Below are 25901 nucleotides of genomic sequence, written 5' to 3' on the forward strand. Positions count from 1 at the left end.
CTCGTGCCCTTCCGGGGCCGTCGCTTCTCGTCGCGCTCCGGCGACCTGGCTCCGGCCGCGCTCGCGGCCCGGCTTTCGATCATAACGGTGAGACGGGGAGTCGGCAGCCCAGCGCGGCCAGCCGTGAGGCGGCCTCGTCCCGCCGGTCCGGGAGCAGGCTGAGGGTGCAGGCCAGTTCGAAACGGGCGCCGATCGCCCGCCAACCGGTGACGGCTTCCTCCAGGGCCGCGCGGTCGTCGTGCATTCTGCCGCGAGCGCGGGCGAGACAGGCCGCCGCCCAGAGGTTCTCCGCCGCGGCGGGTTCCGCGGCTGCCAGCCATTCCCCGGCCCGGGGATCGCCCGCGACGATCGCGCTCTCCGCGGCCACGGCCCAGGCATAGGCGTCGTAGAACTGGTGAGTGCTGTCGTACCAACCGCCCTTCGGTGTCAGCGACGTGGACAGCGCGAATTCGACATCGCCCTGGTGCAGGGCGACCCGGGGGAGGACGAAGGCCTCGAAACTCTCCCTGAGCCCGCTGTGCACACCGGGTTCCGACAACGTCAGCGCCCGCGCGGCCCAAGCGTCGTACTCGGGGACATTCCCGCGAAGGGCGTGCGCCATACCCGCGGCCAGGGCGGCGGGGGCCATCCAGCGTGCGGGTGGCCTGCCGAGGCGCTGCCAGGCGTCCCAGGAGATCTCCGCGTATTCCAGAGCTCTGTCGAGGTGACCGCTGAGGAGCAGCGGGACGACGAGCTTGCCTGCCCGCATGTAAAGGCCGCGAAAGGGGTCCTTCCAGGATGCCTCCGCCGCGAGTACCGCCTCCGGCAGCCTCCCTGCCGCGAGCGCGACCAGCGGCACCACGTGCAGCGTGTCCACGATCTCGACGCCGATATTCGGCTCGTGCCGGGGAAGCCTTTCCAGAAGTGACAGCCGTTCCCCACACGAATGGTGCGCGCGGGCGAAGCGGCCGGCGGTGACGTCCGCACTGGCCACCGCGTCCAGCGCGGCCGAGATCAGCACCGGCTGATCGGTGGCGCGTGCGGCGTCCAGCGCGATCGCGGTCAGGTCCAGGTCGGGTGTGGTCTTTTCGCCGGTGGCGTTCCAGGCCCGCGCGGCCGCGAGATAGGCCTCCGCGATGGGATCACCCTCCGGTGCGACTCGTTCGGCCTCGCGCATCAGCTCGACCAGTCGTTCATGCGGGACCAATTCGGTGAACGTGGCGGGAAACCGGTTCCCGACGCAGACCGCGTACGCGAGTGCGATCGCCGCCCCCGCATGGTCCCCGCCCCACTCCGCGCGTTCCGCGGCCTGCTGGAGCAGCGCGAACGCCGGCTCGCCCCGGTGCTCGGCCATGGCGACGTCGGCGGCCGAGCGCAGGTCACGGGCCGCGGCGCGGTCGTCGGGCGCCAGCGTCGCCGCGAGCTCGAAGGTGGTGCGTGCTTCGGCGAGCAGTTGCCGCGCGTACAGAAGTCCGGCCAGCGTGCGGGCGATGTCGTGCTGACGGACGTCCGCGTCCGGCCCGGTCCGGTCGCGCACCGTGGCCCGGAGGTCATCGGCGACGAAGTCGAAGCGATCACGCCAGGCGCCACCGGTTTCGACGAGAGCGCGGAGCTCGGCGGCTTCCTGGGAAGCCCAGTCGAGGCGCCGCTCCAGGGCGTCGCTCTCCGGTCGGGGGAGAAGTTCCATGACATCCGGCGGGAGACGCCAGCCGTCGTCGTCTCGCTGGATCAGGCCTTCCGCTGTGAGCCTGGTCAGGAGGGCCTCGGCGTCTTCCGGGGTGGTTCCGGCGAGCACCGCGGCCATCCGGGTGTCGAAAGTACGGCTGTGAAGGGAGAACCTCGCCACCCGCGTGACCTGCTCCTCGTCGAAAGGGCCGGGTGCCGAGGGCAGCGCGACGACCTGCTCTCCGGGCACACCGAGCGGGGCCGGCGCCTCGGCGAGCACGGTCAAGCCCGGGCATTGGCGGAGAAGGTCGGCGATCGTTCCGGCGACGTCCGCGTTGCTGCGCCTGCCACCTCGGACGACGAGCAGCGGGCTGCCCTGCCGCAGCCGCGTGCGCAGCGCCTCGGCCAGGGGATCGGCGGGGCGTTCCACGACGTTCAGCGCCGCCGCGGCGGTCTGCGGAAACGTGTCGGGGAGATGGCCGGCCGTGATCACCGTGATGTCGGAGGTGATGCTTCCCGCGGCCTGGATCGCCTGGTCGAGCGCTTTCGCCCGGTCGGACGGTGATAGTCCCGTGATTGTCGTCATCCGAGTTTCTGTCAAGCTATCGATACTCTCCTCCGGTTTCCTCACTGATCCAGCTTGTCAGGTCGCGAGGAACTGACAACCCGGGAAAGTATCTTCACGCGTTCGGCGTACGACGAATGCCGGTGAGTCGTTTCGCTATTTCGTCCATAAAGGACGGAATGTAGGCGGAACGGGCGCGGTAATCGTCGGCCATGTGGCGGCGTGGATGGCGGCGGACGGTGCATCGAACGGGCATTTCCGCAGGTTTTCCGTTGTGCAATAACGGAAAATCACTGTTCGGCGTGCGGTGTCGGTGAATCGCGTGCTAGCGTCGATGGGGACACCGGAGAAGGCGCCGAAATGGATGTGCGCGCCTCGTGTTGATGGTGTTCGACCCTGGTTCTCGATGGATTAATCGCGGCAGCAGGTCCTGGGGAACGTCGCTCAAGTGAGCGTATTCAGCCGGATTTCGGACACAGCGCGAATTCGGCGTGTCCTCAAGTTGAAGTCCTGATTAATCGCACTGGTGGGCATCGATCGTCCGTCGGGTGATTCGTCCTGGGGCATGCACGGCCGTGACAGGTGGCGGAGGTACGGGAAGGGATCCCGATGTGCGAGAAGAACGAGCCGACCGCAAGGCGGCAGCCGACTAAGGCCTACGAGGGGAGAGGCGAGTGGTGACCGCTCCGTTGCCGCGTCAGCGACGGCACGAGACCGCCCACTACAGGTGTCTCGGAGTCGGCGTGGGGCCTGCCAATCTGAGCTTGGCGTCCCTGTTGCACGACAGGAACGAGATCACCAACCTCTTCCTCGACAGGGAGGAACGGTTCGGCTGGCACGACGGACAGCAGATACCGGGTGCGACACTGCAGGTGTCGTTGCTGAAAGACCTGGTCACGTTGTCCGAGCCGACCAACCGGTTCTCCTTTCTGTCCTATCTGCACGATCAGGGCAGGATTTACCACTTCATCAACGCCCAGTTCGACGCTGTGCCACGACAGGAGTTCCGCAACTACCTCGAATGGGCGAGCAAGACCAACACGAATGTCCGCTTCGGTGAGGAAGTCCGTGAGGTCGATTTCGACGGGACGTCTTTCGTCGTGCGCACCAGCAAACGGACGGCCTCGGCGGATAATGTCGTGGTGGGGATCGGCACCCGGCCGTGGGTGCCCGAACCGGCTCGCGGAAAGCTGGGCGGCTCGCAGTTCCACGTGAGCGATTTCGTTTCGCGCGATCGGGACTTCGCGGGGAAGCGGGTCGCTGTGGTCGGTGGCGGGCAGTCCGGCGCGGAAGTCTTCCTCGACCTGATTTCCCGCCCGATCGAACGACTTCCGCGCCGCGTCATCTGGATTTCGCGTCGGCACAACTATTTCCCGATCGACGACACGCCGTTCACGAACGAGTACTTCGTCCCCAGTTATTCCGACTACTTCTTCGACCTCGACCGGCCCGCCCGGGTGGCGCTCAACGCGCAGAACGTGCTGACCAGCGACGGGATTTCCGAGTCGACCCTGCGGGAGATCTACCAGCGTTGCTACGCCCGACGCTTCGTCGACGGCGCCGACGACCTCTTCGCGCTCTTGCCCAACCGGACCGTCACCGGAGTGAGAGCCGACCACGACGCGTGGGATCTGACCGTCGAGGGAAACGACGACCCCGGCCTGATCGAGCACGTCGAGTCAGACTTCGTCGTCTGGGCCACCGGCTATCGCCCCGCGACGGCGGACTTCCTGTCGCCGTTGGAGGAGAAGCTCGCCCGCGAAGGCGAGGAATACAACGTGGACAAGGACTTCGCGATCCGCTGGGACGGCCCTCGCGACCGCTCCGTGTTCCTGCAGAACGGGGTCCGCGACCAACGCGGCCTGGCCGACCCGAACCTGAGCCTGGTCGCCTGGCGCAGCCAGCGGATCATGGACCGGCTGCTCGGGGTGCACTCCAACGAACAACTGGAACCGTTCATCGACTGGGCGGGAAAACACACCACCGAACTGCTGGACCGGGCGTGAGAGCGGCGGCAACTGCCGGGATCTCCGGCGTCCGGACGCGGAGCGCGCCGGCCAGGGCGGACATCGCCGTGCTCGGCGGCGGCATCATCGGCTGCCTCACCGCCCGCGAGGTCGCCCGCCGGAGACCGGACGCCTCGGTCCTGCTGATCGACCGTGATCTGGTCGGCGGGGGCGCCTCGCTGCGGTCGGCGGGGTTGCACACCCCGCGTGGTGCCACCCCGGCGGTGCGCGAGATGGCTCGCTTCAGCCAGCGGTACTACACCGAGCTGGTCCGCCGCCGCCCCGATCTGCCCATCCGCCCCGTGGCCATGCGCGTGGTGGGCACCACCGACGACGAGCCGCGCCTGCGCTCGGACTACCTGCCCGAAGCCGGCCTCACCGCGGCCGAGGACCTGCCGGACGGGGTGCGCCCGCCGGCGGGATCGGTCGCCTGGTCCGTCCAGGGCGCCCAGTACGCCGACGTGGCCGCCGTGACCCGTGCCGTGGTCGCCGACCTGCGCACCGAGATCGAGGTCCGCGAGGCAGTCCGGGTCGAGGCGGTGTCCGAGGACGCGGACGGGGTAGGGCTGCGGCTGGGCACCGGTGAGGAACTGACCGCGGGCCGGGTCGTGCTCGCACCCGGCCCGTGGCTGGGAGCTCCCGCGTGGCGATCCCTGGTCGATCCCTTGGCGGCCAGGGTGAAGAGAATCGTCGCGCTGCACGTGGGCGGGCGGCCGGGTCCGGCCGACGCGGCGGTGATCTTCGAACGCGAGGACGCCTTCCTGTTGCCGTTGCCCGGCCGCGGGCACTGGTTGTTCAGCTACACCTGTGCGGAATGGGACGTCGATCCGGACACGCCGTCGCCCGGGCTGACCGGGCGGCACCTGGACGACGCACGGGAGATCCTGCGGCGTCACGCCCCGGGTATGGCGGTGGACCGCCTCTCCGGCCGGGTCTTCTGCGATGCCTACAGCGGCACCGGCGAACCCTTGGTACGTGCACTCGGCAACGGGCGGATCGTGTTCGCCGGCGCGGCGAACGGTTCCGGCTACCGGCTCGCGCCCGCCATCGCCGCACGTGCCGCCGACCTGCTCGAATCGGGAGGAAGTTGATCGTGGACATCAGTACGTTCACCGGCGAAGGGCTGAGCCGCGCGTTCGGCATCGACGTCGCCGCACTGGATCCGGGCGCCGCCGGTGACCTGGGCGTGGGCGCGTCCTGGGGCAGGGTGGCCCCCGGAGTGCGGTCGCTGACCCATCAGCACGACGAGACCGAGGTGTGGGTGCTGGTCGCGGGCGGAGGCGACCTCGTCGTCGACGGTGCCGAACACCGGATCGAGGCCGGGGCCGTCGTGCGCTTCGACCCGTTCGAAACCCACTACGTCACCAACACCGGCGAAACCGATCTCGTGCTGGCGTCGTTCTTCTGGCGTGACACCGCCCGTGCGACCGCCGCCGCCGGGCGATCGGTGCGCCGCCGCTTCAGGGAGCGCCCGGTCTTCGTGTTCTCGTCCGCGCCCACCCCCAACGGCGACCTGCATCTGGGACATCTGGCCGGGCCGTTCTTCGCCGCGGACGCCTACACCCGGTTCCAGCGGATGAACGGGGTGCGGGCCTGGCACCTCTGTGGCAGCGACGACTACCAGAACTACGTCGAGGCCGCCGGGGCCAAGGAAGGGCGCTCCGCTCCGGACACCGCGGCGCACTACAGCGGGCGGATCCGCGAGACCCTCGCGGCCATGGACATCGAGGTCCACCAATTCACCGCGACCAGTGCCGACGACACCTACCCGGACGGCCTGCGTGGCTTCTTCGGCACACTGATCGCGTCCGATCCCGTCCGGCTGGTCGAGGCCGACGCGCTGTTCGACCCGGAATCGGGAAGGTACCTCTTCGAATCCGGCGTCAGCGGCAAGTGCCCGTCGTGTGGGGAGACCACCGGCGGCAACATCTGCGAGGGCTGCAAGGAACCCAACTCGGTCGCCGACCTGGTGGACCCGGTCTCGGCGGAATCCGGTGCCGCACCCCGGCGCGGCACCGTGCGCCGCTATCAGCTGTCCCTGCACGAACTGGCCGATCACGTCCGCGATCACCACCGCAAGGGCCGGGTGCCGTCGTCGGTGAAGGAACTGGCCGCACGGGTCCTGTCGCGCGGCCCGGTCGAAGTCCCGCTGACCCATCCCGCCGACTGGGGCCTGACCCCCGCCGAGTCCGAAGTGGATGGACAGGTGATCTGGTCGTGGATCGACTACGCCTACAGCATCTTGCACGGTGTCGGCGCGCTCGGAGCGCGCTCCGGTGAACAATGGCGTGCCGACGAGCCGGACGCGGACTGGAAGATCGTGCACTTCCTCGGCGCCGACGGGAGCTTCTTCCACCCGATCGTCATACCGGCGCTCTACCGGGCCGCGCATCCCGACTGGGCACCCGACATCGACTACCACATCAACGAGTTCTACCTGCTTCAGGAAAGCAAGTTCTCCACCAGCCGCCGCCACGCGGTCTGGGGACGTGACGTGCTCGGCCCGGAGAGCGCCGACGCCTACCGGCTCTACCTGGCGCTGACCCGCCCGGAGGGCAGGCGCACCAACTTCGACCCCGACGAGTTCGACGCGTTCACCCGGGACACGCTCGAAACCCGATGGCAGGGCTGGCTCGCGGACCTGGGGGAGCGAATCGGCCGCGATCACGGCGGCAAGGTTCCCGACGCCGGAGTCTGGACCCCGGAGCACACCGCGTTCCTGGCCCGGCTCACCGAGCGGCTGGCCGCACTGACCCGGTCACTGGGCGCCGACGGGTTCTCCCTGAACTCCGCCGCCGCCGAACTGCTGGGCCTGGTCGAGGACACCCGCGCGTTCGCGGCCACGGAATCGGCCGCCGCGCAGATCGGGGACTGGGCCGACGAGGCGCGCACCGCCCTCGCTCTGGAACTGGCCGCCGCCCGGCTGCTGGCCACCTGCGGCACGCCGGTCATGCCGCGGTTCGCGAGCGTTCTGGCGGACGCACTGGGACTGCCCGCGGACCGCACCTGGCCGCAGACCGTCGACCTGGTGCCCGCGGGAACAGCCGTCACCCTCGCCGGTCGTGTCTTCTTCGGCGCGAAACCCGAGAGCGCCGCGGAGTCGCCGTTGCTGCCCTGGCTGTCGGGCGTGGTCCGCGAGGTGCTCAGGCTGCCCGCCGACGAGCCGGTCGCGCATCTTTCCCTGACCGAGCTGGGCATGCAGTCCATGCAGGCCGTCGCGCTGCAGTACCAGTTGACCGACCGGCTGGACGCCGACATACCCCTGGAGACGCTGCTCAACGGCGGCGACGTCGCCGGGCTCGCCGACACCCTCGTGAAGGACCTGCCCGGAGACGTGGTGCGCAAGCACGCGGAGGTGGGCCGATGACGACGACCGAACGGGAAACCCCTGCCCAGGTGGTACGGGAACTGCGCTCGCGGGGGCTCACCGTGAGCCTCTCGGGAACCGACCTGAAACTGCAGGGCCCGCGGGACCGGATGGACGCCGATCTGGTCGCGAAGGTCAAGGCGCACAAGGCCGAACTCGTCGGGTACCTGGACGCCCCGCCCGGCACACCCCTGACGGCGTTGCAACGCGGCTACCTGATCGGCCGCGACCGGCAGGTGGAAATCGGCTCCGCCAGCCACGTCTACCATGAGATCTCCGGCTGCTGGGACATCGACCGGCTGGAACGCGCGCTGAACACGGTGGTGGCGCGACACGGCATCCTGCGCACCCGATTCACCGAGGACGGGACCCAGATCGAGCAGCGTTCCGCGCCCGTCCGGATACTCCGATACGACCTGCGCGGCAAACCCACCGACGAGCAGGACGAGCACCGGGAAGCGGTGCGCGCCGAGCGGGCCCACCGGAGCCTGCCCGCCGACGAGGCGCCGTTGCTGGCCGTCGCGGTCACCCGGCTCTCCGACGAGGAGATGCTGCTGCACGTCGACCACGACGGCCTGATCCTCGACGCGATCAGCATCTTCCTGTTCTTCCAGCAGTGGCACTCCGAGTACCTGGGTGAGCCGGCGGAGGCGGGGGAGGAAGCGGCGTTCGCCGACTTCGTCTCCGCACAGGAACGAGCCCGCGGCCGCGCACCTGCCAAGCGGTCCCGGGAATACTGGCTGGCACGCCTGGACGACCTCGCACCGCATCCGGATCTGCCGCTGCGTACCAGCCCGTCTTCGATCACCGAAGCCCGGTTCACCACGCGGTTCGTCCGCCTTGACAGTCCACAATGGACTTCGCTCAGGGAGCTGGCCGCCGGATACGGGCTGACACCGTCCGGATTGCTGCTGGCCGTCTACAGCGAAGTGCTGACCTGCTGGGGCGCGGGTGATCGGTTCACGCTCAACACCACCGTGGCCAACCGGCCGCCGATCCACCCACGGATCCACACCGCGCTGGGGAACTTCGGCGAGACCATGCTGGTGCGGGTGGCACCGGACCCCGGCGCGGGATTCGCGGACCGGGCCCGCGCGATCCAGGCCTCGCTGCGCGAATCGCTGGACAACCGGCACTTCTCCGGCATCGACGTCCTGCGTGAGCTGGCCAGGAACGGCGGCGCGGACGCCAGGATGCCCTACACCTTCAACAGCGCCATCGGCTACGACGGCGCCGACGGTTCGGCGATGGAACTGTTCGGCCCGGAGGTGTACACCGAGAGCCAGACCCCGCAGGTGTGGCTGGACGTGTCACCCTACGAGCAGCACGGCGGGCTCGTGGTGCAGTTCGACAGTGTCGACGACCTGTTCCCTGAAGGGCTGGTCGACGCCGTCGTCGACGGGTGCCGGCGAATGCTCGGTGAACTGCTCGACCCCGGCGCCTGGTCGCGCCGGATCTTCGACCTGCGCCCGGACGACCAGCGCGCCCGCCGCGCGGAAGTCAACGAGACCGCGACCGAGATCCCCGACCCTGTTCTACCGCAACGCTTCCTCGCGTGGGCCGAGTCCACTCCGGACGCCCCTGCGGTGATCACCGGAACAGCCGAGATCAGCTATCGCGAGCTGCTCTCCCACGTCCAGCGAGCGGCGCGCTGGCTGCGGGATCGCGGAGTACGTCGTGACGAGCCGGTCGGGCTGGTGATGACCCGCGGGCCCGAGCACGTCGCCGGGATCCTTGCCGTCGTGCTCGCCGGCGGGGCGTACCTGCCGGTCGACGCCGGGCTGCCCGGGGAACGACGTGCGCTCATGCTCGCCGACGGCGGCACAAGGTTCGTCCTCACCAACGTCGGCCACACCGATGACGAGCGCGCCGTGCTGGACCTGGATCTCACCCGTCCCGCCGAGTCGGTGCCGCCCGTCGAGCCCCTGCCTGACGCCCATCCGGACGATCTGGCCTACGTGCTCTACACCTCTGGCACCACCGGCAGGCCCAAGGGCGTCATGGTCACCCACGGCGCGGTCGCCAACGTCGTCGCCGACTGCAACAGCCGGTTCGGCGTCGAGCCCGGTGACCGGTTCTTCGGCATCAGCATGTTCTCGTTCGACTTGTCGGTCTACGACGTGTTCGGTGCGCTGTCGGCAGGGGCGGCCGTCGTGCTGCCGGACGCCGATCAGTCGGCCGATCCGGGGCACTGGCTGCGGTTGTGCGGCCGGACGGGCGTGACCGTGTGGAACTCGGTTCCCGCCATCGTCGGGCTGCTGCTCGAACAAGCCGAGGCTGACGGCGCCGAGGCGCTGAAGACGCTGCGGCTGGTCATGATGAGCGGCGACCGGCTGCCCCCGGCGCTCCCGGCCGCTCTGCGGGCGGTGTGCCCCGGCGTGGACGTGATCTCGCTCGGCGGGCCGACCGAGACGACCATCTGGAACATCTCGCATCCGGTCGGCACCCATGAGGACGGCTCGGAGTCGATCCCCTATGGCAGGCCCAACGCCAACAACCGGGCCTACGTGCTCGACGCGGCGGGCCGTGACCTGCCGGACTGGGTCACCGGCGAGATCTGCGCGGCGGGCACCGGCCTGGCGCGCGGCTACTGGAACGACGACCAGCGGACCGCCGAGCGGTTCGCCGACGACCCCGTCCGCGGCGAACGGATCTACCGCACCGGTGACCTGGGCCGCTGGCTGCCCACCGGCGAGATCGAGATCCTCGGCCGCACGGACTTCCAGATCAAGGTCAACGGCTACCGCATCGAGGCGGGCGAGGTCGAGACCCGGCTGGTCGCCTTGGACGAGGTCCGCCGAGCCGTGGTGGCCCGCGAGTCCACCGGGCGGGGAGACCGCCTTGTCGCGCATCTCGTGCCCGCCGGGGACGAGCGGCCCACCGTCCACGACCTCGGTGCGCGGCTGCGCGAGGTGCTGCCGCAGTACATGGTGCCTTCCGGGGTCTATTGGCATGACGCGTTTCCCTTGACCCGCAACGGAAAGGTCGACCGCGCGAAGCTGCAGGAACACCAGCCCGGCCAGGCGGCCGCCGCCCAGGTGCCACCGGACACCGAACTGGAGCACGAGGTCGCGCTCCTGTGGGCGGACGTGCTCAAGTCCGGCGTGCCCGCCGCCACCGCGACCCTGTTCGACCTCGGCGGTGACTCGCTGGTCGCGGCCCGGATCCTCGCCGGTGTCCGTAAACGGTTCGGTGTCGGCTTCACCTTGGATCGGTTGCCCGAGCTGGACACCGTGCGCCGCATGGCCGCGATGATCGCCGCCGCTCCGAGGAAGAAGGGAGTCCGTTGATGACCACCCTCGAAACCAGGACCCCGGACGGGCTGCTGAACGCCATCATCGCGGCCCCGCCCGAACCCGGTCACCGGTTGCGGGTCGCGAGGCTCGACAAGACCGAGGAGTTCGACCTGCGCGAGGTCTATGAGATGGCGGGCAGGGTCGCCCGCGCCCTCGCCGACCTCGGTGTCCGGCGCGGCGACCGGGTCGGGGTGCTCGCGCCCAATTGCCTGGAGTGGGTACTGCTGGACCTCGCCGCCCTGCGCGTCGGCGCGGTGACCGTGGGGTTCGACCCGGCGAAGTTCGACGCCGATCCCGTGCTGGCCGTCCGGTACGGCCTGACGGTGCTCTTCGCAGACGGGGACGGCGACCGGGTCCATCCGCTGGCGGACGTCCGGGCACTGGCTGCGGACCGGGACGCTGTCGCGCCCGAACCGGTGCGCTACGGGCCGGAGGACGTCACGACCCTGAAGCTGACGTCGGGCAGCACCGGCGAGCCCAAGGGCATGACCGCGTCGGTCGGCAGCATCGACGCCGGGATCGCCGCCGTGCAGGAGATCTTCCGGCACGGCGCCGACGACGATCTGTTCGTCTTCCTTCCGCTGGCGGTCCTGCAGCAGCGGTACTGGGTCTACTCGGCGTTCCGCCACGGGCATGACGTCACGTTGAGCACCTATGAGGCCGCTTTCCCCACGCTGCGGCGGGTCGCGCCCACCGTGGTGATGGGGGTGCCGGGGTTCTTCGCCACCGCCAAGGCCTTCATCGAGCGCCAAGTGGCCAGGACGGGCCCGGAGACCCCGCCGTCGGAGGCACTGGCCCACGGTGCCCGCCGGGTGTTCGGTGACCGCGTCCGCTACCTGTGGACCGGCTCCGCGCCCGCGTCCGAAGACGTCCTGCGATTCTTCACCGACGCGGGACTGCCCATCTACGAGGGATACGGGCTCAACGAGACCTGCGTCGTGACCAAGAACCATCCCGGCGCGCATCGCCAGGGGAGTGTCGGAAAGGTGCTCCCACACAAAGAAGTCCTGATCGGCGACGACGGCGTCGTGAGCGTCCGCAGCCGGTTCCCGGTGTGCGACCGGTACGAGTTCGCACCACCCGGCGCGTCCGAACGGGTGTTTCCCGAGCCCGGCCTGGTTCGCACCGGCGATCTGGGGGAACTGGACGACGACGGCTTCCTCTACATCAAGGGGCGGGCCGACGACGTGATCGTGCTCGAGAACGGCCGGAAGGTGGTGGTGCGCCCGGTCGAAGACCACATGCGCACCAGTCCCGCCATCGCCGAATGCGTCCTGTTCTGCCCCGCCCAGAGCTACTTGGTGGCGGTGGTGTCCCCGGCTTCACTGCCCGCCGACGAAGCGGCCATCACCGAACAGCTCGCCCGCACCAACGCGGCGTTCGGTGCCGACGAGCAGATCCGCAAGGTGGTCGTCGCCGACGAACCGTTCAGCTCCGCCAACGGACTGCTCACCTCGCAGTTCAAACCACTGCGGTCGCGTATCGCCGACCGCTACCACGACGAGATCCACGACGACCAAGGGAGCGTGCATGTCTGCTGACCTGTCCACCATCGACGACGCGGTGCGGGACAACCTGTCCCGTGTACTGAGCAAACCGGTCGACCCCGCCGACTTCGAACCGGACCGCGATCTCGCCGACGGCTACGGGCTGACCTCGATGCAGAAGGTGATGTTCCTGATGTCCGCCTGCGACGACACCGGGGTCGCGCTGGAGACGTTCACCGAGCCGGACGTGGCCGCCATGAAGACTCTCCGCGACGTCACCGACGCGCTCGCCGGGGCGGTGGCCGAATGACCGGGCCGCGCTGGGCGGACGCCGCCCGTATCGAACTGTCCGACGAGCACGTGCTGCTGCGGCCGATCGCCCAGACCGATCGCGAACCGCTGCGCACGCAGGCGCTGGACCCGGCGATCTGGCGTTACTTCGTCCAGCTCATCGAAACCGACGAACAGTTCGACGCCTTCTTCGACGCCGCCGTCGCCGACCAGGCCAACGGCGACCGGGTCGTGTACGTGATCACCGACCGGGCGTCCGGGCTCATCGCGGGCAGCATGAGCTTCTGCAGCATCAACCAGGACGCCGGACGGCTCGAGATCGGCTGGTCCTGGCTGGGGACGAAGTTCCACGGCAAGGGCGTCAACCACTGGGCCAAATACCTCATGCTGCGCGAAGCCTTCGAACGGCTGGGCGCCGAGCGGGTCGAGTTCAAGACCGACGCGCTGAACGAACAGGCCCGCCAGGGGCTGCGCAACATCGGCGCGGTCGAGGAGGGCATCCTGCGCAGCTTCAACCCCATGCCGGGCAACCGGCGCCGCGACGCCGTCTACTACAGCGTCCTTCGCGCCGAGTGGCCCGAGGTGTCGGCCACCCTGCTGGCGGGGAAGAAGGGCAAGGAGCGAGGCTCGTGACCGTCCCTTTGGTCCGCGCCCACGGTGACCCCCGCACCCGTGGCCGCGCCCACGGCGAGGCGCTGAGAAAGGAACTGCGGGCCTTCCTCAGCGACCGCTTCGCCCGGCTCAACGCGCTCTCACCCGACCCCGTGGACCTCGACGCGTTACGCCCGGACCTCACCGAGTACGCCCGCGCGATCGACGCTCAGCTCCCGGACCTGGCAGAGGAGATCCGCGGCCTGGCTGACGGTGCCGGCATCTCCCACGACGAAGCGGTGCTGCTGCAGATGCGCCGCGAGGTGCTCGGCTACCGGAAACTGCCGACGATGGGCGACTGCACCACCTACGCCCGGACGGGATCCGAGCCGGTGCTCGCGCAGACGGTCGACCTCAACGGCGATCTCGACGACCACATCGCGGTGCTCGACGTCCGGGCTGGACCGCGCCGGTCGCTGGTGCTCAGTTTCGGCGGCCTGCTCGGCTACCTCGGCGTCAACAGCGCCGGGCTCGCAGTCGGGCTGAATCTGGTACTGGCGGGCAAATGGCGGCACGGGCCGTCGCCCTACCTCGCGATCCGGCATCTGCTCGACACCTGCGACAGCGTCACCGAAGCCCTTGACGCGGTGCGTGCCCTGCGGCTCGCCAGCTCACGGTCGCTGACCCTGTGCGACAAGGAAACGGCCGCGTGGGTGGAGATAGCCGACGACGACCTCCGGGTGAGCGAAGGCGCGGAAGTGGCCCACACCAACCATTTCCTGCATCCGGACCTCGCCCCACGGGACGAGCTGACCATCTTCGCGCGCAACTTCTCCGTCCGACGGCTCGACGCCTGCGTCGAGCGGCTCGCCGCGCTGCCGGAACGAGCGTCCACAGAGGACCATTTCGCGTTGCTGTCCCGCGATCCCGTGCGCGTCGCGGGCGACGGTGACATCCGCCGCGACCGGACCGTCGCCGCGGTGGTACTCCGCCCGGAGCGCGGGGAGCTGCATGTGCGCCCCGGCGACCCGGCCGCCTCGTCGACCGAATCCTTCGCGCTGTGACCCGAGAGGAGACACCCGGTGCCCGACTGGTTCCTCACCCGCGGCGATGATCGCCCCGCCAGGGTCTTCTGTTTCCCCTACGCCGGTGGAGACCCGCGTACCTACCTGGAGTGGCAGCCGCTGCTCGACGGCCACGTCGACGTCGTCGCGGTCTGTCCTCCGGGCAAGGCACACCGCGCGCACGAACCACTCCCCGTGTTCGACGAGCTCGCCGACCGGATCGCCGAGGCGATCGCCGATGAGGTCGAGCGGGATCCGCGACCGGCGCAGCTGTTCGGCCACAGTTTCGGCGGGTTGCTGGCCTTCGAGGTCGCCCGCAGGCTGCGGGACGTTCCCGCGATCGGTCATCTGACCGCGTCCGGGATCTCCGCCCCGTCGCTGCTGCCCTCGGAGCGGGTGCTCGGCATCGCCGGGCTGGACGGCGCCGAATTCGCCGAGGCGCTGGTGTTCTTCGGCCAGTTCCCGCCCGACGCCGTCGCGGACGAGGACGTCCTGGCCCTGCTGCTTCCCGGGCTCAAAGCCGATTTCGACCTGGCCGTGGGCTACCGCTACCGGACGGCGCCACCGCTGGAGATCGGCGTCTCGATCATCGTCGGCACCGAGGATCCGCATGTCGGCTCCGCGCAGATCGCCCCGTGGGACACCGAATGCGCCGAGCCGCCGGAGCACGTCCGTGTCCCCGGTGGCCATTTCTACTTCGATCCCGACCCGGGCCCGGTCGTGTCGGTGCTGAGCGCGCACGCCGAATCCGTGACACACGTGGAGGTGATCTGATGCCGGTCTTCCTCGGCGAACCTCGCTACGTTCTCGGCGAGCAGGAGATCGACCACGCGGACCTGCCCGGCCTGGAGACCAAGGCGGAACAGTACGGGCTCGCCCTCGAACCCGCCCTGTGGGGCTGGGGGAGCGTTTTCCGCACCGAACGCGGACTCGACGACCTCGCCGTCGACGCGGGCACGGAAGCACTGAAAGCCGGCGGTACCGACCCGGAAACGGTCGAGGCCCTGGTGCTCTGCTCGACCTACATGCCGGGACCGCCGGAAGGACACGGCACCTTCATCCGGGGCGTACTGACCCGGCTCGGCCTCGGTGACATCCCCGTCTACGGCACGAGCATGGGCCGGTGTGTCAACCTGCTGTCCGGGCTGGACGTCGCCACCGCACTGGTGACCGCCGGGCGGTTCCGGCGCGTTCTCGTCGTCACTGCGGACCGGGTGTTCGACGAAGACACACGGATCACCGGCTACGCGCTGTTCAGCGACGGTGGCGCAGCCTGCCTCGTCGACGCCGACGGCGGCGCCTACGAAGTCCTCGGGTGCTCGTCCGCCCAGGAGACCGCGTCGCTGGACTGGTCGTCCGAGATCAGCTCCGACCTCGCCAAACGGGTCAACGAACAACTCCTCGGTGCCCGGGGGATCGACGTCGGGGAGCTGGACGCCTTGCTGCACAACAACATCTACCTACCGCTGCTGGTGATGAAGGAACGCCAAGCGGGTTTCGGCCCCGGCCAGCTCGACACGACGAACATCAGCCGCGTCGGGCACTGCTTCGCCGCCGACCCGCTGATCAATCTCGCCGACCGCGAAACGGCGGGCCGCATCCGCCCCGGCGGGCACTACCTGCTGGCCGCCAGCGTGCCCGGCTCCCGGATCGCGGTCCTGGTCCGCGCACCGGAAGGAGCGATCGATGACCGTTGAGCCGACTTTCGTCCCCGACGACACCACGACTTCCCTGCCCCGCCGGCCGTTCCGCTTCACGCCTGGGACCGACAGCGCCGTCGACGCGATCATCGCCGCGGGCCCGCGCGAGATGTTCCGCACGCTTCTCCAGGAACGCGAATCCGAGGCGACTCTGCTCCTCGCCCGCCGTCTCCTGCACGCGTTCCTCGGCCACGCTCGCGAACCGGTCGACGATCTGCCCGGCGCCGCCAGTGAGCTGATCGAGCGGGCGCGAGCCGATCTGGCGCCCGCGCTGGAGGCCCTGTCCGCCCTCGAACCGGGAATCCGTGCCGATCTGCTCCGTCAGCGTGGGGTGATCGCCCTGCTCGACGGCTGCTGGCTCGACGCCGTGTCCCAGCCCGCCACACAGCCCGCCGTCGTGGTGAACCGCCTGTTCGCCCATCACTTCGACCTGGCCGGGGGCGGCGAGCCGCTCGAATCCGCACAGCACCGCCGGGCACGGGCGCTGGAAGACCAGGGGGCTGCTCTCCCGGACGTCGCCGCCGCTGATTTCCTCGACCGTGCGGGTGCCCGTCCCGCGACGGTTCTCCTCGCCTGTCTCCCGCTGTCGCTGGCGGTGCTGCCGGGCAACTTCCTGCCCGAGGTCGTCGGCCTGCACCACGCCTTTCACCGGCTGGGTGTCGACGATCTGTTGCTGGGCACCCCGCCGCCGATCCCGGCGGGCGATCTCGACGACCTGCTCGGCGAATACGCCGCCCAGGCGAGCCCGGAAGACCGCGAACGGGTGCTGGCCGCCGTCGCGGTGACCCTGTCGTGCGAACGCGAGCACGTGCGGTTGCTCACCGAACTCGCCGAGTTCCGCAGTACCCAGACGCTGGAGTCGCGGGTCGCCGAGGTGATCTCCCGGCACGCGCCGCTGGCCGGTCGGCAGCACGGCCGGGTCTCGCTGGGTGACCGGCACCTGGTGGACGTGTTCGCCGGGTTCGGCCGCGCCGCCGGTGGCGCCGACCCCGACCTGCTCGCCGCGTTCCTCACCGAATTCCGGGAGTCGCCGTACCTGGCGGAGCGGGACGACGGCGACTGCTGGTTCCTGGCCGCCACCCGGTTCGGCGGGCCGATGTTCGGGATCTTCGACGAAGCCGAAGCCGCGGTGCTCGCCGAATGGGCCGCCACCGTGCACAAGGGAGACCGGCCGTCGATCACCGTGCGGCTCAACACCGTCGGCGACGAGCTCGCCGCCCGGTGGTCGGCCGCGTTCGCCGAGGCCGCACCGGGCGACGTGGTGTTCGACGACACGCCGCCTGCCGACGAGCGCGAGCTGTTCCACCGGCTGGTCAACATCGAGAACCACGCCAACACCCTGCCGGTGGCCATCGAGCGTGCGGAGCGCTGCTTCGCCGAGGCGCGGGTGCTGTTCGAACACGGCGCAGGCGGCCGCTACACCGACGCGAGCTTCTTCGAGTACGACGCCGACGCGCTCTACGCGAGGGCGGAAAGGATCTACTGGGAGAAGCTGGTGGATCCGTACGAGCCACTGCACGAGGTCCCGGACGTGGACGACGTGCTGTTCCGGCAGAGCACCTATCAGCTGACTTACCTGATCGACGGCGCCTGGTTGCATCGCGTCGGCAGGCTGGGCCGCCGGGAACGCGAAAGCGACGGGATGCTGTTCCGCATCCACGCCGACGAGATGGGGAACGGGGACCTGCGCAAGAACCACCTCACCCTGACCCGCCGCGCGATGGCCAGCCAGGGCCGGGACCTTCCGCACATCCGCACCGAGGAGTTCGCAGACCAGGACGAGCTGCCCGACGACATGTACGGCTTCGCGTTGCAGCAGCTGTCGATGTGCCTGTTCCCCGACCGGTTCTACAACGAGATCCTCGGCTACAACCTGGCGATCGAGATGTTCGGCTCCGGCGAGATGCGGCTGCACGAGATCCAGAAGCTGCGCCACCACGGTTTCGACGACTGCTACGAACAGGCGCACCTGACCATCGACAACTTCTCCGCCGGGCACGCCAAGCAGGCCGCCGACATCATCGTCGCGTACCTGGATCGAGTGCGGCGCACCAGCGGGGAATCGGCTGTGCGGGGGGAGTGGCACCGGATCTGGCAGGGCTACGCCTCATTCGCCTACTTCCTGGAACAGCCGCTACTGCGAGAGGTCGCAGCAGTGGCCGAAGACGACAGTGCGGAGCTGGTGCTGTGACCGGGTTGACGTTGCTGATGCGCGAAGAGTCCCGGCCGACCGAACGGCGCGCGCCGTTGTCCCCGGAGACGGCCGGGGACATGCTCCGCGAGGGCGTCGCCATCAGCGTGGAGCGCTCGCCGCGGCGGGTGTTCCACGACGAGGAGTACGCCGCCGCGGGCTGCGCGCTGGTCCCGCCGGGCAGCTGGCCGGACGCTCCGGAAGACGTGTACGTGGTGGGCCTGAAGGAATTACCCGACCGGCCCTGCCTTCTGCGGCACCGGCATGTCTTCTTCGGGCACGCCTACAAGAACCAGCCGGGAGCCCGGGACCTGCTGCGCAGATTCGCCGAGGGCGGCGGAGCGCTACTCGACCTGGAAAGCCTCGTCGACGAGCGAGGTCGCCGGGTCGCCGCTTTCGGGTACTGGGCCGGGTATGCCGGCGCCGCGCTCGCTGTCCTGCGTCACCGCGGCGAACTGGCCGGACCACTGACGCCGACCAGGCGCGAAGATCTCGACAAGGCTCTCGCCGCGCACAGAAAACCCTTGCGGGCCTTGGTCATCGGCGCCCTCGGCCGGTGCGGGCGCGGGGCAGGGGACGCGCTCACGGCGGCGGGCGCGGAGGTGACCCGGTGGGACCTCGAAGAGACCGAGACTCTCGACGTCACGGCCCTGCTCGACCACGACATCCTCGTCAACGCCGTCCTTGCCACCGGGCCGATCACTCCCTTCCTGACCGCCGGGACGCTGCGCCGTCCCCGGCGGCTGTCCGTGGTGGCCGACGTCACCTGCGATGTCGGATCGCCGTGCCACGCCCTGCCGATCTACGACCGGACCACCACCTGGCAGGACCCGGTGCACCGGGTGGACGGACTCGACGTGATCGCGATCGACAACCTGCCGTCGCTACTGCCCTGTGAGGCCACCGTGGACTTCGCCGCGGATCTGGCGCCGTATCTGGCCGCCCTCGGCGATTCCGGCGTGTGGCGCCGCGCCGAAGCCGCGTTCACCGCCGCCTGCACCTCCCACGACCTCCTTCGGAAGGAAGACCATGCCTGACACCCCGACCGTGCACTGGGTCGGCACCGGCCTGTCCACCGGGCCCGGCCTCACCGCCCTCGCCGAGCGGAAACGCGTCGTGCTCTGGGGCCGCACCGAAGCCAAAGCGGCCGCCTGCCTGGCTCGTCTCGGCGCGGCAGGCGAACCTCGGTGCTTAACCCCGGACGCACTGGCCGCGGAGATCACCGCGGGAGACGTCGTCGTCTCGATGCTGCCGGGCACCGAACATCCGCGGCTGCTGGCTCTCTGCCTGGACAACGGCGCGCACTTCGCCTGCAGCAGCTACGCCTCGGACGAGATCCGGAACCGGGCGGAGGAGGCGGCAGCGGCCGGACTCACGGTCCTCACCGAAATCGGGCTGGATCCAGGAATCGACCACCTCTTCGCCGACGCCCTGGTCGAGCGAGCCTCGCGGGCACTGGGACCCGACACGAGAGCCACCGCCGCGTTCACCTCCTACTGCGGCGGCGTGCCCGCCGAGCCCAACGAGTTCCGGTACCGGTTCAGCTGGGCACCCCGTGGCGTACTGACCGCCCTGCTCACACCGGCGCACTACGTCGAGGCGGGCGACAAGCACATCGCGGACCGCCCGTGGGAGGTAGCGCGGCCGCTCGATCTCGACGGGGAACGGTTCGAGGTCTACCCCAACCGGGACAGCCTGCCCTACATCCGCCAGTACGGAATCCCGGAGAGCTGGCGGCTGGACACCTTCGTACGCGGAACCCTCCGCCTCAAAGGCTGGCTCGACGCCTGGGAGGAGGTGTTCACCGAGCTGCGTGAGGGCGACGCCGACCGCATCACCGAGCTCGCGGGAGAACTCGCCGGCCGCTACCCGACACGTGCCGAAGACCGGGACCGGGTGGTACTCGCGGTCGAACTGTCCGTCCGCCGCGAGGACGGCCGAAGACCTGGTCCGGCCGGTATTCGCTGGACCTCACCGGTGAGCCCGGCGCCAGCGCCATGGCCCGGTGCGTTTCCGTTCCGCTCGCCCTCGGCATCGGCGAACTACTCGACGGAGCTCTCCCGGCAGGGCTCGTCCAAGGCGCCCCCGATCCGGTCACCGCAGGGCAGTGGATCGAGAACCTCCTCTCCTGGGGAATCCCGATCCGCAGCACCGGCACCGCCAGCTGAAACCGACCAGAGGAGGCAGCATGACCCAACGGACCGGCAAGCCCGGCGCCGTCATCCTCACCGGCTCGTTCCCGGTGATCCGGCGCAACCCGCTCTATCTCGACGAGGTGACCCGGCGCGGCCTGCGGGTCCTGGTGATCACCGCGGAGTCCTACCGCGAGCAGGCGACCGCCGCGATCGGGGACCCGGACAACCCGGCCTCGCAGATCACCGAGATCGGCTATGTCTCGGGCGACTTCACCGTGCAGGGCGCCTTTCTCGCCGGGGCGATCGCACAGGCCACCGCGTGGCGGACCACGTACGACATCGCGGGTGCCTACGCCGTCGGGGACTACCTGGCCGAGCCGACCGGACTGCTCTGCGACGCACTCGGCGTCCCGTCACCCGGCCTGCGTGCCAGCCGCGCCTGCCGCAGCAAGTTCCTGCAACGCTGGTACGCGCCCGAGCTCAGCCCGCCGTCCCTGACCATCCCCGCCGGAGACCGCGAGTCAGCGGATCTGTCCGGCGTCACCTACCCGGCGGTGGTCAAACCAGCCGGTCGCGCGTCCAGCTCCGGGGTCGAGACCGTGCACGATGAAGAAGAGCTGCGCCGCCGCCTCGCCGGGTATCCCGCCCACGAGGTCGTCCTGGTCGAGGACAAGGTCGACGGCCCGGAGTACTCGGTGGAAAGCCTCGTGCAGCGAGGAGAAATAGTCTTCGCCTCGGTCACCGGCAAGGAAACCACCGACTCGCACGCCCGGACATTCGTCGAACTCGCGCACAGCGTTCCCACCGCCGACGACGGAGTGCGAGACACCGTCCTTGACGCGAACCGCGCACTGCTCGGCACCCTGGCGTTCGCCGACGGCATCGCGCACTCCGAATGGCGCGTCGGGCAAGACGGGGTGCCCCGGCTGATGGAGATCGCCGGCCGCACCCCCGGCGACGGTCTTCTGGTGCTCTATCACCTGGCCACCGGCGCCCCGTTGGAACCGGAGATCATTCGCATCGCCCTCGGCGAGCGTGCCTCCTATCCGCGGCCGACCCGCTACGCCCGGCAGGTCTACCTCGAGCATGTGCCAGGGGAACTGGGCGATGTCACCGTCGACTGGCCGGATGTCGACCCCGTGTGGATCGGCGCCAGCGGCGTGTGGCCGGACATCCTGCCCGGGGCCCCGGACGACGCCCCCACCCTGCGCGCGGTCCTGGTACACCAGCCACGGGGAACGACCCTGGTGCCACTGGGCAGTTCCGATGATCGGTCCGTCAGCTTCTTCATCGACGCGGCCATTCCGGGCGACCTGGACGAACTGGAGAAGCAGGTGCGCGCCGCGATCTCGATCGACGTCATGCCCGATTGACCCCCGTCGATACCCACGCGAAGCTCGTCGGCGAAGTCGCGCAGCCGCAGGGAGTTTTCGTAGAACTCGCCGGTGCGTTCCTTTTCGAAGGCCGCGGCACGGCTGGGGCCGGTCGTGAATCGGAACATCGTGGCGAACGCACGTGAGCCCGGGATGCGGGCTCTGCCGGATGGCGAATTTCGCGCTTCTCGGCGAGTTGGACGACTGAGCTGACTCGAACTTGTCCCGTTCGTAGCGTTCGTTGATCGAGAGAAGCTTCTCGTGCAGGGTCGTACCGCGCCCGCGCGAAGCACCGGCGAGCGGCAGCTCGCGATTGAGGCGGGTGGCCGCATGAGATCTGCCAGGATGGGATGATGGTGTTCTGCTCGCGGCTGCCGACGTGCTCGTCTACCCGTCGGGCGCCGTACTGGTTGAACTCAAGGTGTGATCGGTTTCCGGGGAATATCTACAACCATGGACGGGCTGTCTGCAAGCACTGTGGCATGAGCCCTACGACCGTGTTGTGGTGATGAAAGGATCACATGGAATCTCTGTGGACGACACTCGGCGTTGCGGCCGTGGTGGTGGTCGCCATCCTCGTTCTCGTCGCACTGTTCCTTGTGATCAAACTGGTGCGGAAGCACCGTCAGGTCCATCAGCCTGGCACGCCGGTGCCGACCAAAGCCGCCTACTGGGTCTCCCTGGCCTACACGGTGTTCCCGTTCGACTTGTTGCCCGACCCGGTCTACTTCGACGACATCGTGGTCCTGACCAGCGGGCTGGTCTACGTCAGCAGGTCGCTTACCAAGAAGGCGCGCGACGGCCGCCGAGCGGGTTGAAGCGCGGCGTGTAGCCGACGGCCATGATCGAGGGCTCGGCACCGGCTCAGATGGCGTCAGCGAAGACCGCCTCGTCGCCTTCTGAGCCTTCTGACCTGGCTGTATACGCACTTGTCGCCGACAGGGACCGAACGAGCGAACAGGAGCGGTATGACCGACGATGTGGCCGGCCAAGTGATCAAGGCGGAGCAGGATCCCTTGTTGAAAGAAATTCTTGGTGCCAAATCACGGAGAATTCGACAAGAAGGGGCCAGGATTCGGCTGGATGACGCGTCGTCGAGTGGCTCACTCCGGTTGGCTTCCAGGCCCTCTGACTGTCCATTGTGGATTTCCTGGGCCGTTCGACGTGCGGTCGCGACTGGCAGCAGCCGGTTATGACGGAGGGGGCGTTTGAGGCTCCCACATGAGCCTCAAACGCCCCCTCGACAGGTCTTTCCGACGCCCGGTCCGCTAGGGCTGCCGGGGCTGGTCGCGCCACCAGCGCTGGCCGGCTTCGGGGAGGGTGGAGATCGGGTCGTAGTACGGGTACTTGCGCTGCAAGGCTTCGGGGTCTTCGTGTTCGATCCCGGTGCGGTAGTTCTTGGTCCAGTACGAGATGCCCAGCTCGCGGTCGTACTCGGCCAGCTGGTGCACCCACCGCTTCCCGACGTAGGGCACGTCGCAGACGATGCGCGGAGTGGCGTAGCCGGGCAGATACCCCATGATCGCGTGCTGCAGTTCCTGCGCCTCGTGCACGGAAACCCGCCAGTGCTCGGCGTTCGGGATCATGTCGCACATGTAGAAGTAGTACGGCAGGATGTTCGCTTCGCCCTGGAGCGCGAAGCAGAGGTCCAGCAGTTCCGCCGGGGTCGCGTTGACGCCCTTCATGAGCACGCCCTGGTTCCGCACGTCGCGGACGCCGACGTCGAGCGCGGTCCGGGCGGCTTCGGCGACCAGCGGGGTGACCGACTGCGCGTGGTTGACGTGGGTGTGGATGGCGAGGTTGACGCCGCGGCGCTGGGCGGTGCCGGCGACGCGCTCGAGGCCTTCGACGACCTTCGGCTGGATCCAGTGCTGCGGCAGGGCGGCGAGCGCCTTGGTGGCGAGCCGGATGTCGCGGACGGTGTCGATGTCCATCAGCCGCATCAGGAACGACTCCAGCTGCGGCCACGGCACGTTGGCGACGTCGCCGCCGGAGACCACGACGTCGCGCACGCCGGGGGTCTTCTTGAGGTACTCGATCATCGCGTCCTGGCGGTCGACCGGCTTGAGCGAGAGCTTGTGCTTCTCGATCTGCTCGGTGGAGTTGCCGACGAGGTCCATCCGGGTGCAGTGCCCGCAGTACTGGGGGCAGGTGGAGATCATCTCGGCGAGGACCTTGGTGGGGTAGCGGTGGGTCAGCCCCTCCACGACCCACATCTCGGCCTCGTGCAGAGAGTCCCGTTCGGAGTGCGGGTGGCTCGGCCACTCGGTGTCGCGGTCGCTGCGGACCGGGAGCATGTAGCGGCGGATCGGGTCGGCGTACCAGGCCTCGGTCACCTTCGCCGGGTCGGTGCCCGCGTTGGGCGCCATCGTGTTGATCATCTGCGGCGGCAGCAGCATCGACATCGTGGCCATCTCGCGCTGGTCGGCGAGCATGTCCTCGTAGAAGCGCTCCTCGAGCTGGTCGCCCATCAGGGCGCGCAGCTGCTTGGCGTTGCGGATGCAGTGCACGCGCTGCCACTGCGCGTCACGCCACTCTGCCTCGGTCACGTCATGCCAGCCGGGGAAGCGGCGCCAGTCGGGTTCGACCAGTTCGACTCGGGTGTAGTCGTAGGGCTGATCGTAGGCGGCCACCGGCGAGGTCGGTTCCTGGATCGCAGTCACTTGTACTCCTCGTCGTCGGAAACGCGTGAAAATATCCTGTCACATCGTTCGGACGACGTAAATATTCCTGTCTTGCCCGGAGGGTCAGGCCGACACTGCCTCCTGCTTCGAGCGAGCTCGAAGATGTTCGACGGCAGCGATTCCGGCGATCAACGCCGCCGCGAGCAGGAGCAGACCGGCCGAGTATTCGAGGTGATGAACCGCTTCAAGCTGACTCGATGGCGCGTTCTGGTCTCGGGTGCCGACGGCGGTCATCGCCCCGGCGCCGCCGAACACCAGCACCGACGCCAGCGGCCCCAGCACGGGGACGACGACACCGTCCTCCGCGAGACGAGAGCCGGTCGTGACGATCACCGCGACGACGGTGGCGCACAGCAGCGCCAGCAGCAGCGCGCCCGGGATCACCGCCTCGTGGTCGATCAGCTTCTCCGGCACCCCGCCGGTCCCCAGATCCAGGATGAACAGCACCAGCGCGGACACCACGGCCCCGCCGACCGCGAACTGCACCCTCCAGCGTGTCGCCCCCACCAGGCAACCGGCGGCGACGCCCACCGCGGCCGCCAGCCAGCTCAGCACCGGCTGGAACGCGACCGAGTACACCGCCAGCAGCAGTGGCGCCATCGCACCGACCTGCACACTCGCCGACGTCGCCGCGGCGAAGAACGCGCGCGATCCGGCGATCGCGCACGCGACGACCCCGCCGACGAGCACGATCAGCCCGCCGATGGCCACGACGACCTCCGGATGCCTGCCGATCGACTCGACCGGCAGCTCGAGAACCTCGCTGACCTTCAGCACGTCCACCGCCTGCCCCGCCATCGGCAGCAGCACCGCCAAGATCGCGGCGACGGCGAACCGCGCTGACAGCGGCCGCGGCTCGGGCCAGTCGGGATCCTGCGCACGGGCACCACGAGTGACAACGGCGAGCACGGCTCCAGCGACGCTCAACGCGGTGAGAACCAGGCGCCAGACCAGACCGCCGGGTGTGAGCATGAGCCACGACGCGCCCGCCAAGCTCGCGGCGAACAGCTGCGTCCCGACGGCGAGCCCGATGACCACGAGCCCCGCCGCCCGAGCGCCCCGCCGCAGGAGATCCTGCGCGGCGGCGAGCACGGCCAGCAGCACCACCGGCGGCCCGGCCAGGGCGATGATCGACAGCGACGGATACGCGCCCAGGTCCGGGAACAGGTGCACGAGCGCGGTCGGGAGGGACAGCACGACTCCCGCCACCAGGAGCCACGGCCACCATCTGGTCAGGAACACGGCCGCGAGCACCGCTACCAGAGGCACCAGCGAGACCGCCACCAGATCGGACGGCCAACTCTGCGGCACGGCCAGTGCGATGAGCGGCCGCAGGAGCGACGTGCCCCGGACAGCGGTGAAAACGACCACCGCCCCGAGACCCAAAACCGCCGACAAGGTGGTCCCGACGACGGCTCGACCGGCCCCTGACTTCGTGTTCTCGGCTCCCCAGCTCATTTCGCCGACCCTAACCACGCCGTGATCATCCGCACGCTGCAAACTCGGA

The 25901-nt window shown here is 69.4% G+C and carries 18 protein-coding genes and 1 pseudogene; 16 read left to right on the top strand and 3 right to left on the bottom strand.

Annotation, left to right across the window (positions count from 1 at the left end; all coding sequences use genetic code 11):
- Positions 1-79 precede the first annotated feature (79 nt).
- Complete coding sequence (locus IE302_RS04620; protein WP_191252023.1) at positions 80-2230, bottom strand: hypothetical protein; 2151 nt, start codon at positions 2228-2230, stop codon at positions 80-82.
- Positions 2231-2886: 656 nt separating this feature from the next.
- Here IE302_RS04620 and IE302_RS04625 point away from each other — a divergent pair.
- The 16 genes and pseudogenes from IE302_RS04625 to IE302_RS04695 all read left to right on the top strand — a co-directional run bounded on the left by IE302_RS04625 (position 2887) and on the right by IE302_RS04695 (position 22528).
- On the top strand, positions 2887-4215 hold the full coding sequence (locus IE302_RS04625) for a lysine N(6)-hydroxylase/L-ornithine N(5)-oxygenase family protein (RefSeq protein ID WP_268246728.1): 1329 nt from the start codon (positions 2887-2889) through the stop codon (positions 4213-4215).
- Entirely contained in the window at positions 4212-5306 is a 1095-nt protein-coding gene (locus tag IE302_RS04630) for an NAD(P)/FAD-dependent oxidoreductase (protein WP_229907596.1), read from the top strand. The genes IE302_RS04625 and IE302_RS04630 overlap by 4 nt, the downstream gene beginning before the upstream one ends.
- A 2-nt stretch (positions 5307-5308) precedes the next feature.
- Positions 5309-7582 carry a class I tRNA ligase family protein gene (locus IE302_RS04635; RefSeq protein WP_191252025.1) on the top strand — a complete coding sequence of 758 codons (2274 nt, stop codon included), beginning with the start codon at positions 5309-5311 and terminating at the stop codon, positions 7580-7582.
- Positions 7579-10872 carry a non-ribosomal peptide synthetase gene (locus IE302_RS04640; protein ID WP_191252028.1) on the top strand — a complete coding sequence of 1098 codons (3294 nt, stop codon included), beginning with the start codon at positions 7579-7581 and terminating at the stop codon, positions 10870-10872. Before IE302_RS04635 ends, IE302_RS04640 begins: the two co-directional genes overlap by 4 nt.
- Positions 10872-12419: an AMP-binding protein gene (locus IE302_RS04645; RefSeq protein ID WP_191252030.1), complete on the top strand. Its 1548-nt coding sequence runs from the start codon at positions 10872-10874 to the stop codon at positions 12417-12419. Before IE302_RS04640 ends, IE302_RS04645 begins: the two co-directional genes overlap by 1 nt.
- Complete coding sequence (locus IE302_RS04650; protein ID WP_191252032.1) at positions 12409-12675, top strand: phosphopantetheine-binding protein; 267 nt, start codon at positions 12409-12411, stop codon at positions 12673-12675. The genes IE302_RS04645 and IE302_RS04650 overlap by 11 nt, the downstream gene beginning before the upstream one ends.
- On the top strand, positions 12672-13289 hold the full coding sequence (locus IE302_RS04655) for a GNAT family N-acetyltransferase (protein WP_191252034.1): 618 nt from the start codon (positions 12672-12674) through the stop codon (positions 13287-13289). Before IE302_RS04650 ends, IE302_RS04655 begins: the two co-directional genes overlap by 4 nt.
- The gene (locus IE302_RS04660) at positions 13286-14311 is read left to right on the top strand and encodes a C45 family autoproteolytic acyltransferase/hydrolase (protein WP_191252035.1); all 1026 of its coding nucleotides are present in this window, start codon (positions 13286-13288) and stop codon (positions 14309-14311) included. The genes IE302_RS04655 and IE302_RS04660 overlap by 4 nt, the downstream gene beginning before the upstream one ends.
- 18 nt (positions 14312-14329) lie before the next feature.
- Positions 14330-15085 (top strand): thioesterase II family protein, encoded by a 756-nt coding sequence (locus IE302_RS04665; protein ID WP_191252037.1) that lies wholly within the window; start codon positions 14330-14332, stop codon positions 15083-15085.
- On the top strand, positions 15085-16008 hold the full coding sequence (locus IE302_RS04670; RefSeq protein ID WP_191252039.1) for a beta-ketoacyl-[acyl-carrier-protein] synthase family protein: 924 nt from the start codon (positions 15085-15087) through the stop codon (positions 16006-16008). Before IE302_RS04665 ends, IE302_RS04670 begins: the two co-directional genes overlap by 1 nt.
- Entirely contained in the window at positions 15998-18202 is a 2205-nt protein-coding gene (locus tag IE302_RS04675; protein ID WP_191252041.1) for an iron-containing redox enzyme family protein, read from the top strand. The genes IE302_RS04670 and IE302_RS04675 overlap by 11 nt, the downstream gene beginning before the upstream one ends.
- The gene (locus IE302_RS04680) at positions 18199-19239 is read left to right on the top strand and encodes a saccharopine dehydrogenase (protein ID WP_191252043.1); all 1041 of its coding nucleotides are present in this window, start codon (positions 18199-18201) and stop codon (positions 19237-19239) included. Before IE302_RS04675 ends, IE302_RS04680 begins: the two co-directional genes overlap by 4 nt.
- A pseudogene (locus tag IE302_RS04685) lies at positions 19232-20086 on the top strand (saccharopine dehydrogenase C-terminal domain-containing protein); the annotation flags it as partial. The gene IE302_RS04680 and the pseudogene IE302_RS04685, both read left to right, overlap by 8 nt.
- A 113-nt stretch (positions 20087-20199) precedes the next feature.
- Positions 20200-20370, top strand: coding sequence for a hypothetical protein (locus tag IE302_RS42645; protein ID WP_229907597.1), 171 nt, complete (start codon positions 20200-20202; stop codon positions 20368-20370).
- A gap of 20 nt (positions 20371-20390) precedes the next feature.
- Positions 20391-21710, top strand: a complete 1320-nt coding sequence (locus IE302_RS04690; RefSeq protein ID WP_191252045.1) for an ATP-grasp domain-containing protein — start codon at positions 20391-20393, stop codon at positions 21708-21710.
- Positions 21711-22231: 521 nt separating this feature from the next.
- Positions 22232-22528, top strand: a complete 297-nt coding sequence (locus IE302_RS04695) for a YkvA family protein (RefSeq protein WP_191252047.1) — start codon at positions 22232-22234, stop codon at positions 22526-22528.
- A gap of 450 nt (positions 22529-22978) precedes the next feature.
- On the opposite strand, the gene IE302_RS04700 is transcribed toward IE302_RS04695, so the two are convergent.
- Both IE302_RS04700 and IE302_RS04705 read right to left on the bottom strand, forming a co-directional pair.
- Complete coding sequence (locus tag IE302_RS04700) at positions 22979-24373, bottom strand: KamA family radical SAM protein (RefSeq protein WP_191252049.1); 1395 nt, start codon at positions 24371-24373, stop codon at positions 22979-22981.
- Between the two features lie 84 nt (positions 24374-24457).
- Positions 24458-25852, bottom strand: a complete 1395-nt coding sequence (locus IE302_RS04705; protein ID WP_191252051.1) for a hypothetical protein — start codon at positions 25850-25852, stop codon at positions 24458-24460.
- Between the last annotated feature and the right edge of the window lie 49 nt (positions 25853-25901).

This window comes from Amycolatopsis oliviviridis (genome assembly GCF_014654365.1).
Lineage (GTDB): Bacteria > Actinomycetota > Actinomycetes > Mycobacteriales > Pseudonocardiaceae > Amycolatopsis > Amycolatopsis oliviviridis.

What these genes read in the sequence shown, in the direction of transcription:
- IE302_RS04620 (WP_191252023.1), bottom strand. Translation starts at nt 2,230, where the DNA reads ATGACGACAATCACGGGACTATCACCGTCCGACCGGGCGAAAGCGCTC.
- IE302_RS04640 (WP_191252028.1), top strand. Translation starts at nt 7,579, where the DNA reads ATGACGACGACCGAACGGGAAACCCCTGCCCAGGTGGTACGGGAACTG.
- IE302_RS04645 (WP_191252030.1), top strand. Translation starts at nt 10,872, where the DNA reads ATGACCACCCTCGAAACCAGGACCCCGGACGGGCTGCTGAACGCCATC.
- IE302_RS04650 (WP_191252032.1), top strand. Translation starts at nt 12,409, where the DNA reads ATGTCTGCTGACCTGTCCACCATCGACGACGCGGTGCGGGACAACCTG.
- IE302_RS04655 (WP_191252034.1), top strand. Translation starts at nt 12,672, where the DNA reads ATGACCGGGCCGCGCTGGGCGGACGCCGCCCGTATCGAACTGTCCGAC.
- IE302_RS04670 (WP_191252039.1), top strand. Translation starts at nt 15,085, where the DNA reads ATGCCGGTCTTCCTCGGCGAACCTCGCTACGTTCTCGGCGAGCAGGAG.
- IE302_RS04675 (WP_191252041.1), top strand. Translation starts at nt 15,998, where the DNA reads ATGACCGTTGAGCCGACTTTCGTCCCCGACGACACCACGACTTCCCTG.
- IE302_RS42645 (WP_229907597.1), top strand. Translation starts at nt 20,200, where the DNA reads ATGGCCCGGTGCGTTTCCGTTCCGCTCGCCCTCGGCATCGGCGAACTA.
- IE302_RS04690 (WP_191252045.1), top strand. Translation starts at nt 20,391, where the DNA reads ATGACCCAACGGACCGGCAAGCCCGGCGCCGTCATCCTCACCGGCTCG.
- IE302_RS04695 (WP_191252047.1), top strand. Translation starts at nt 22,232, where the DNA reads ATGGAATCTCTGTGGACGACACTCGGCGTTGCGGCCGTGGTGGTGGTC.
- IE302_RS04705 (WP_191252051.1), bottom strand. Translation starts at nt 25,852, where the DNA reads ATGAGCTGGGGAGCCGAGAACACGAAGTCAGGGGCCGGTCGAGCCGTC.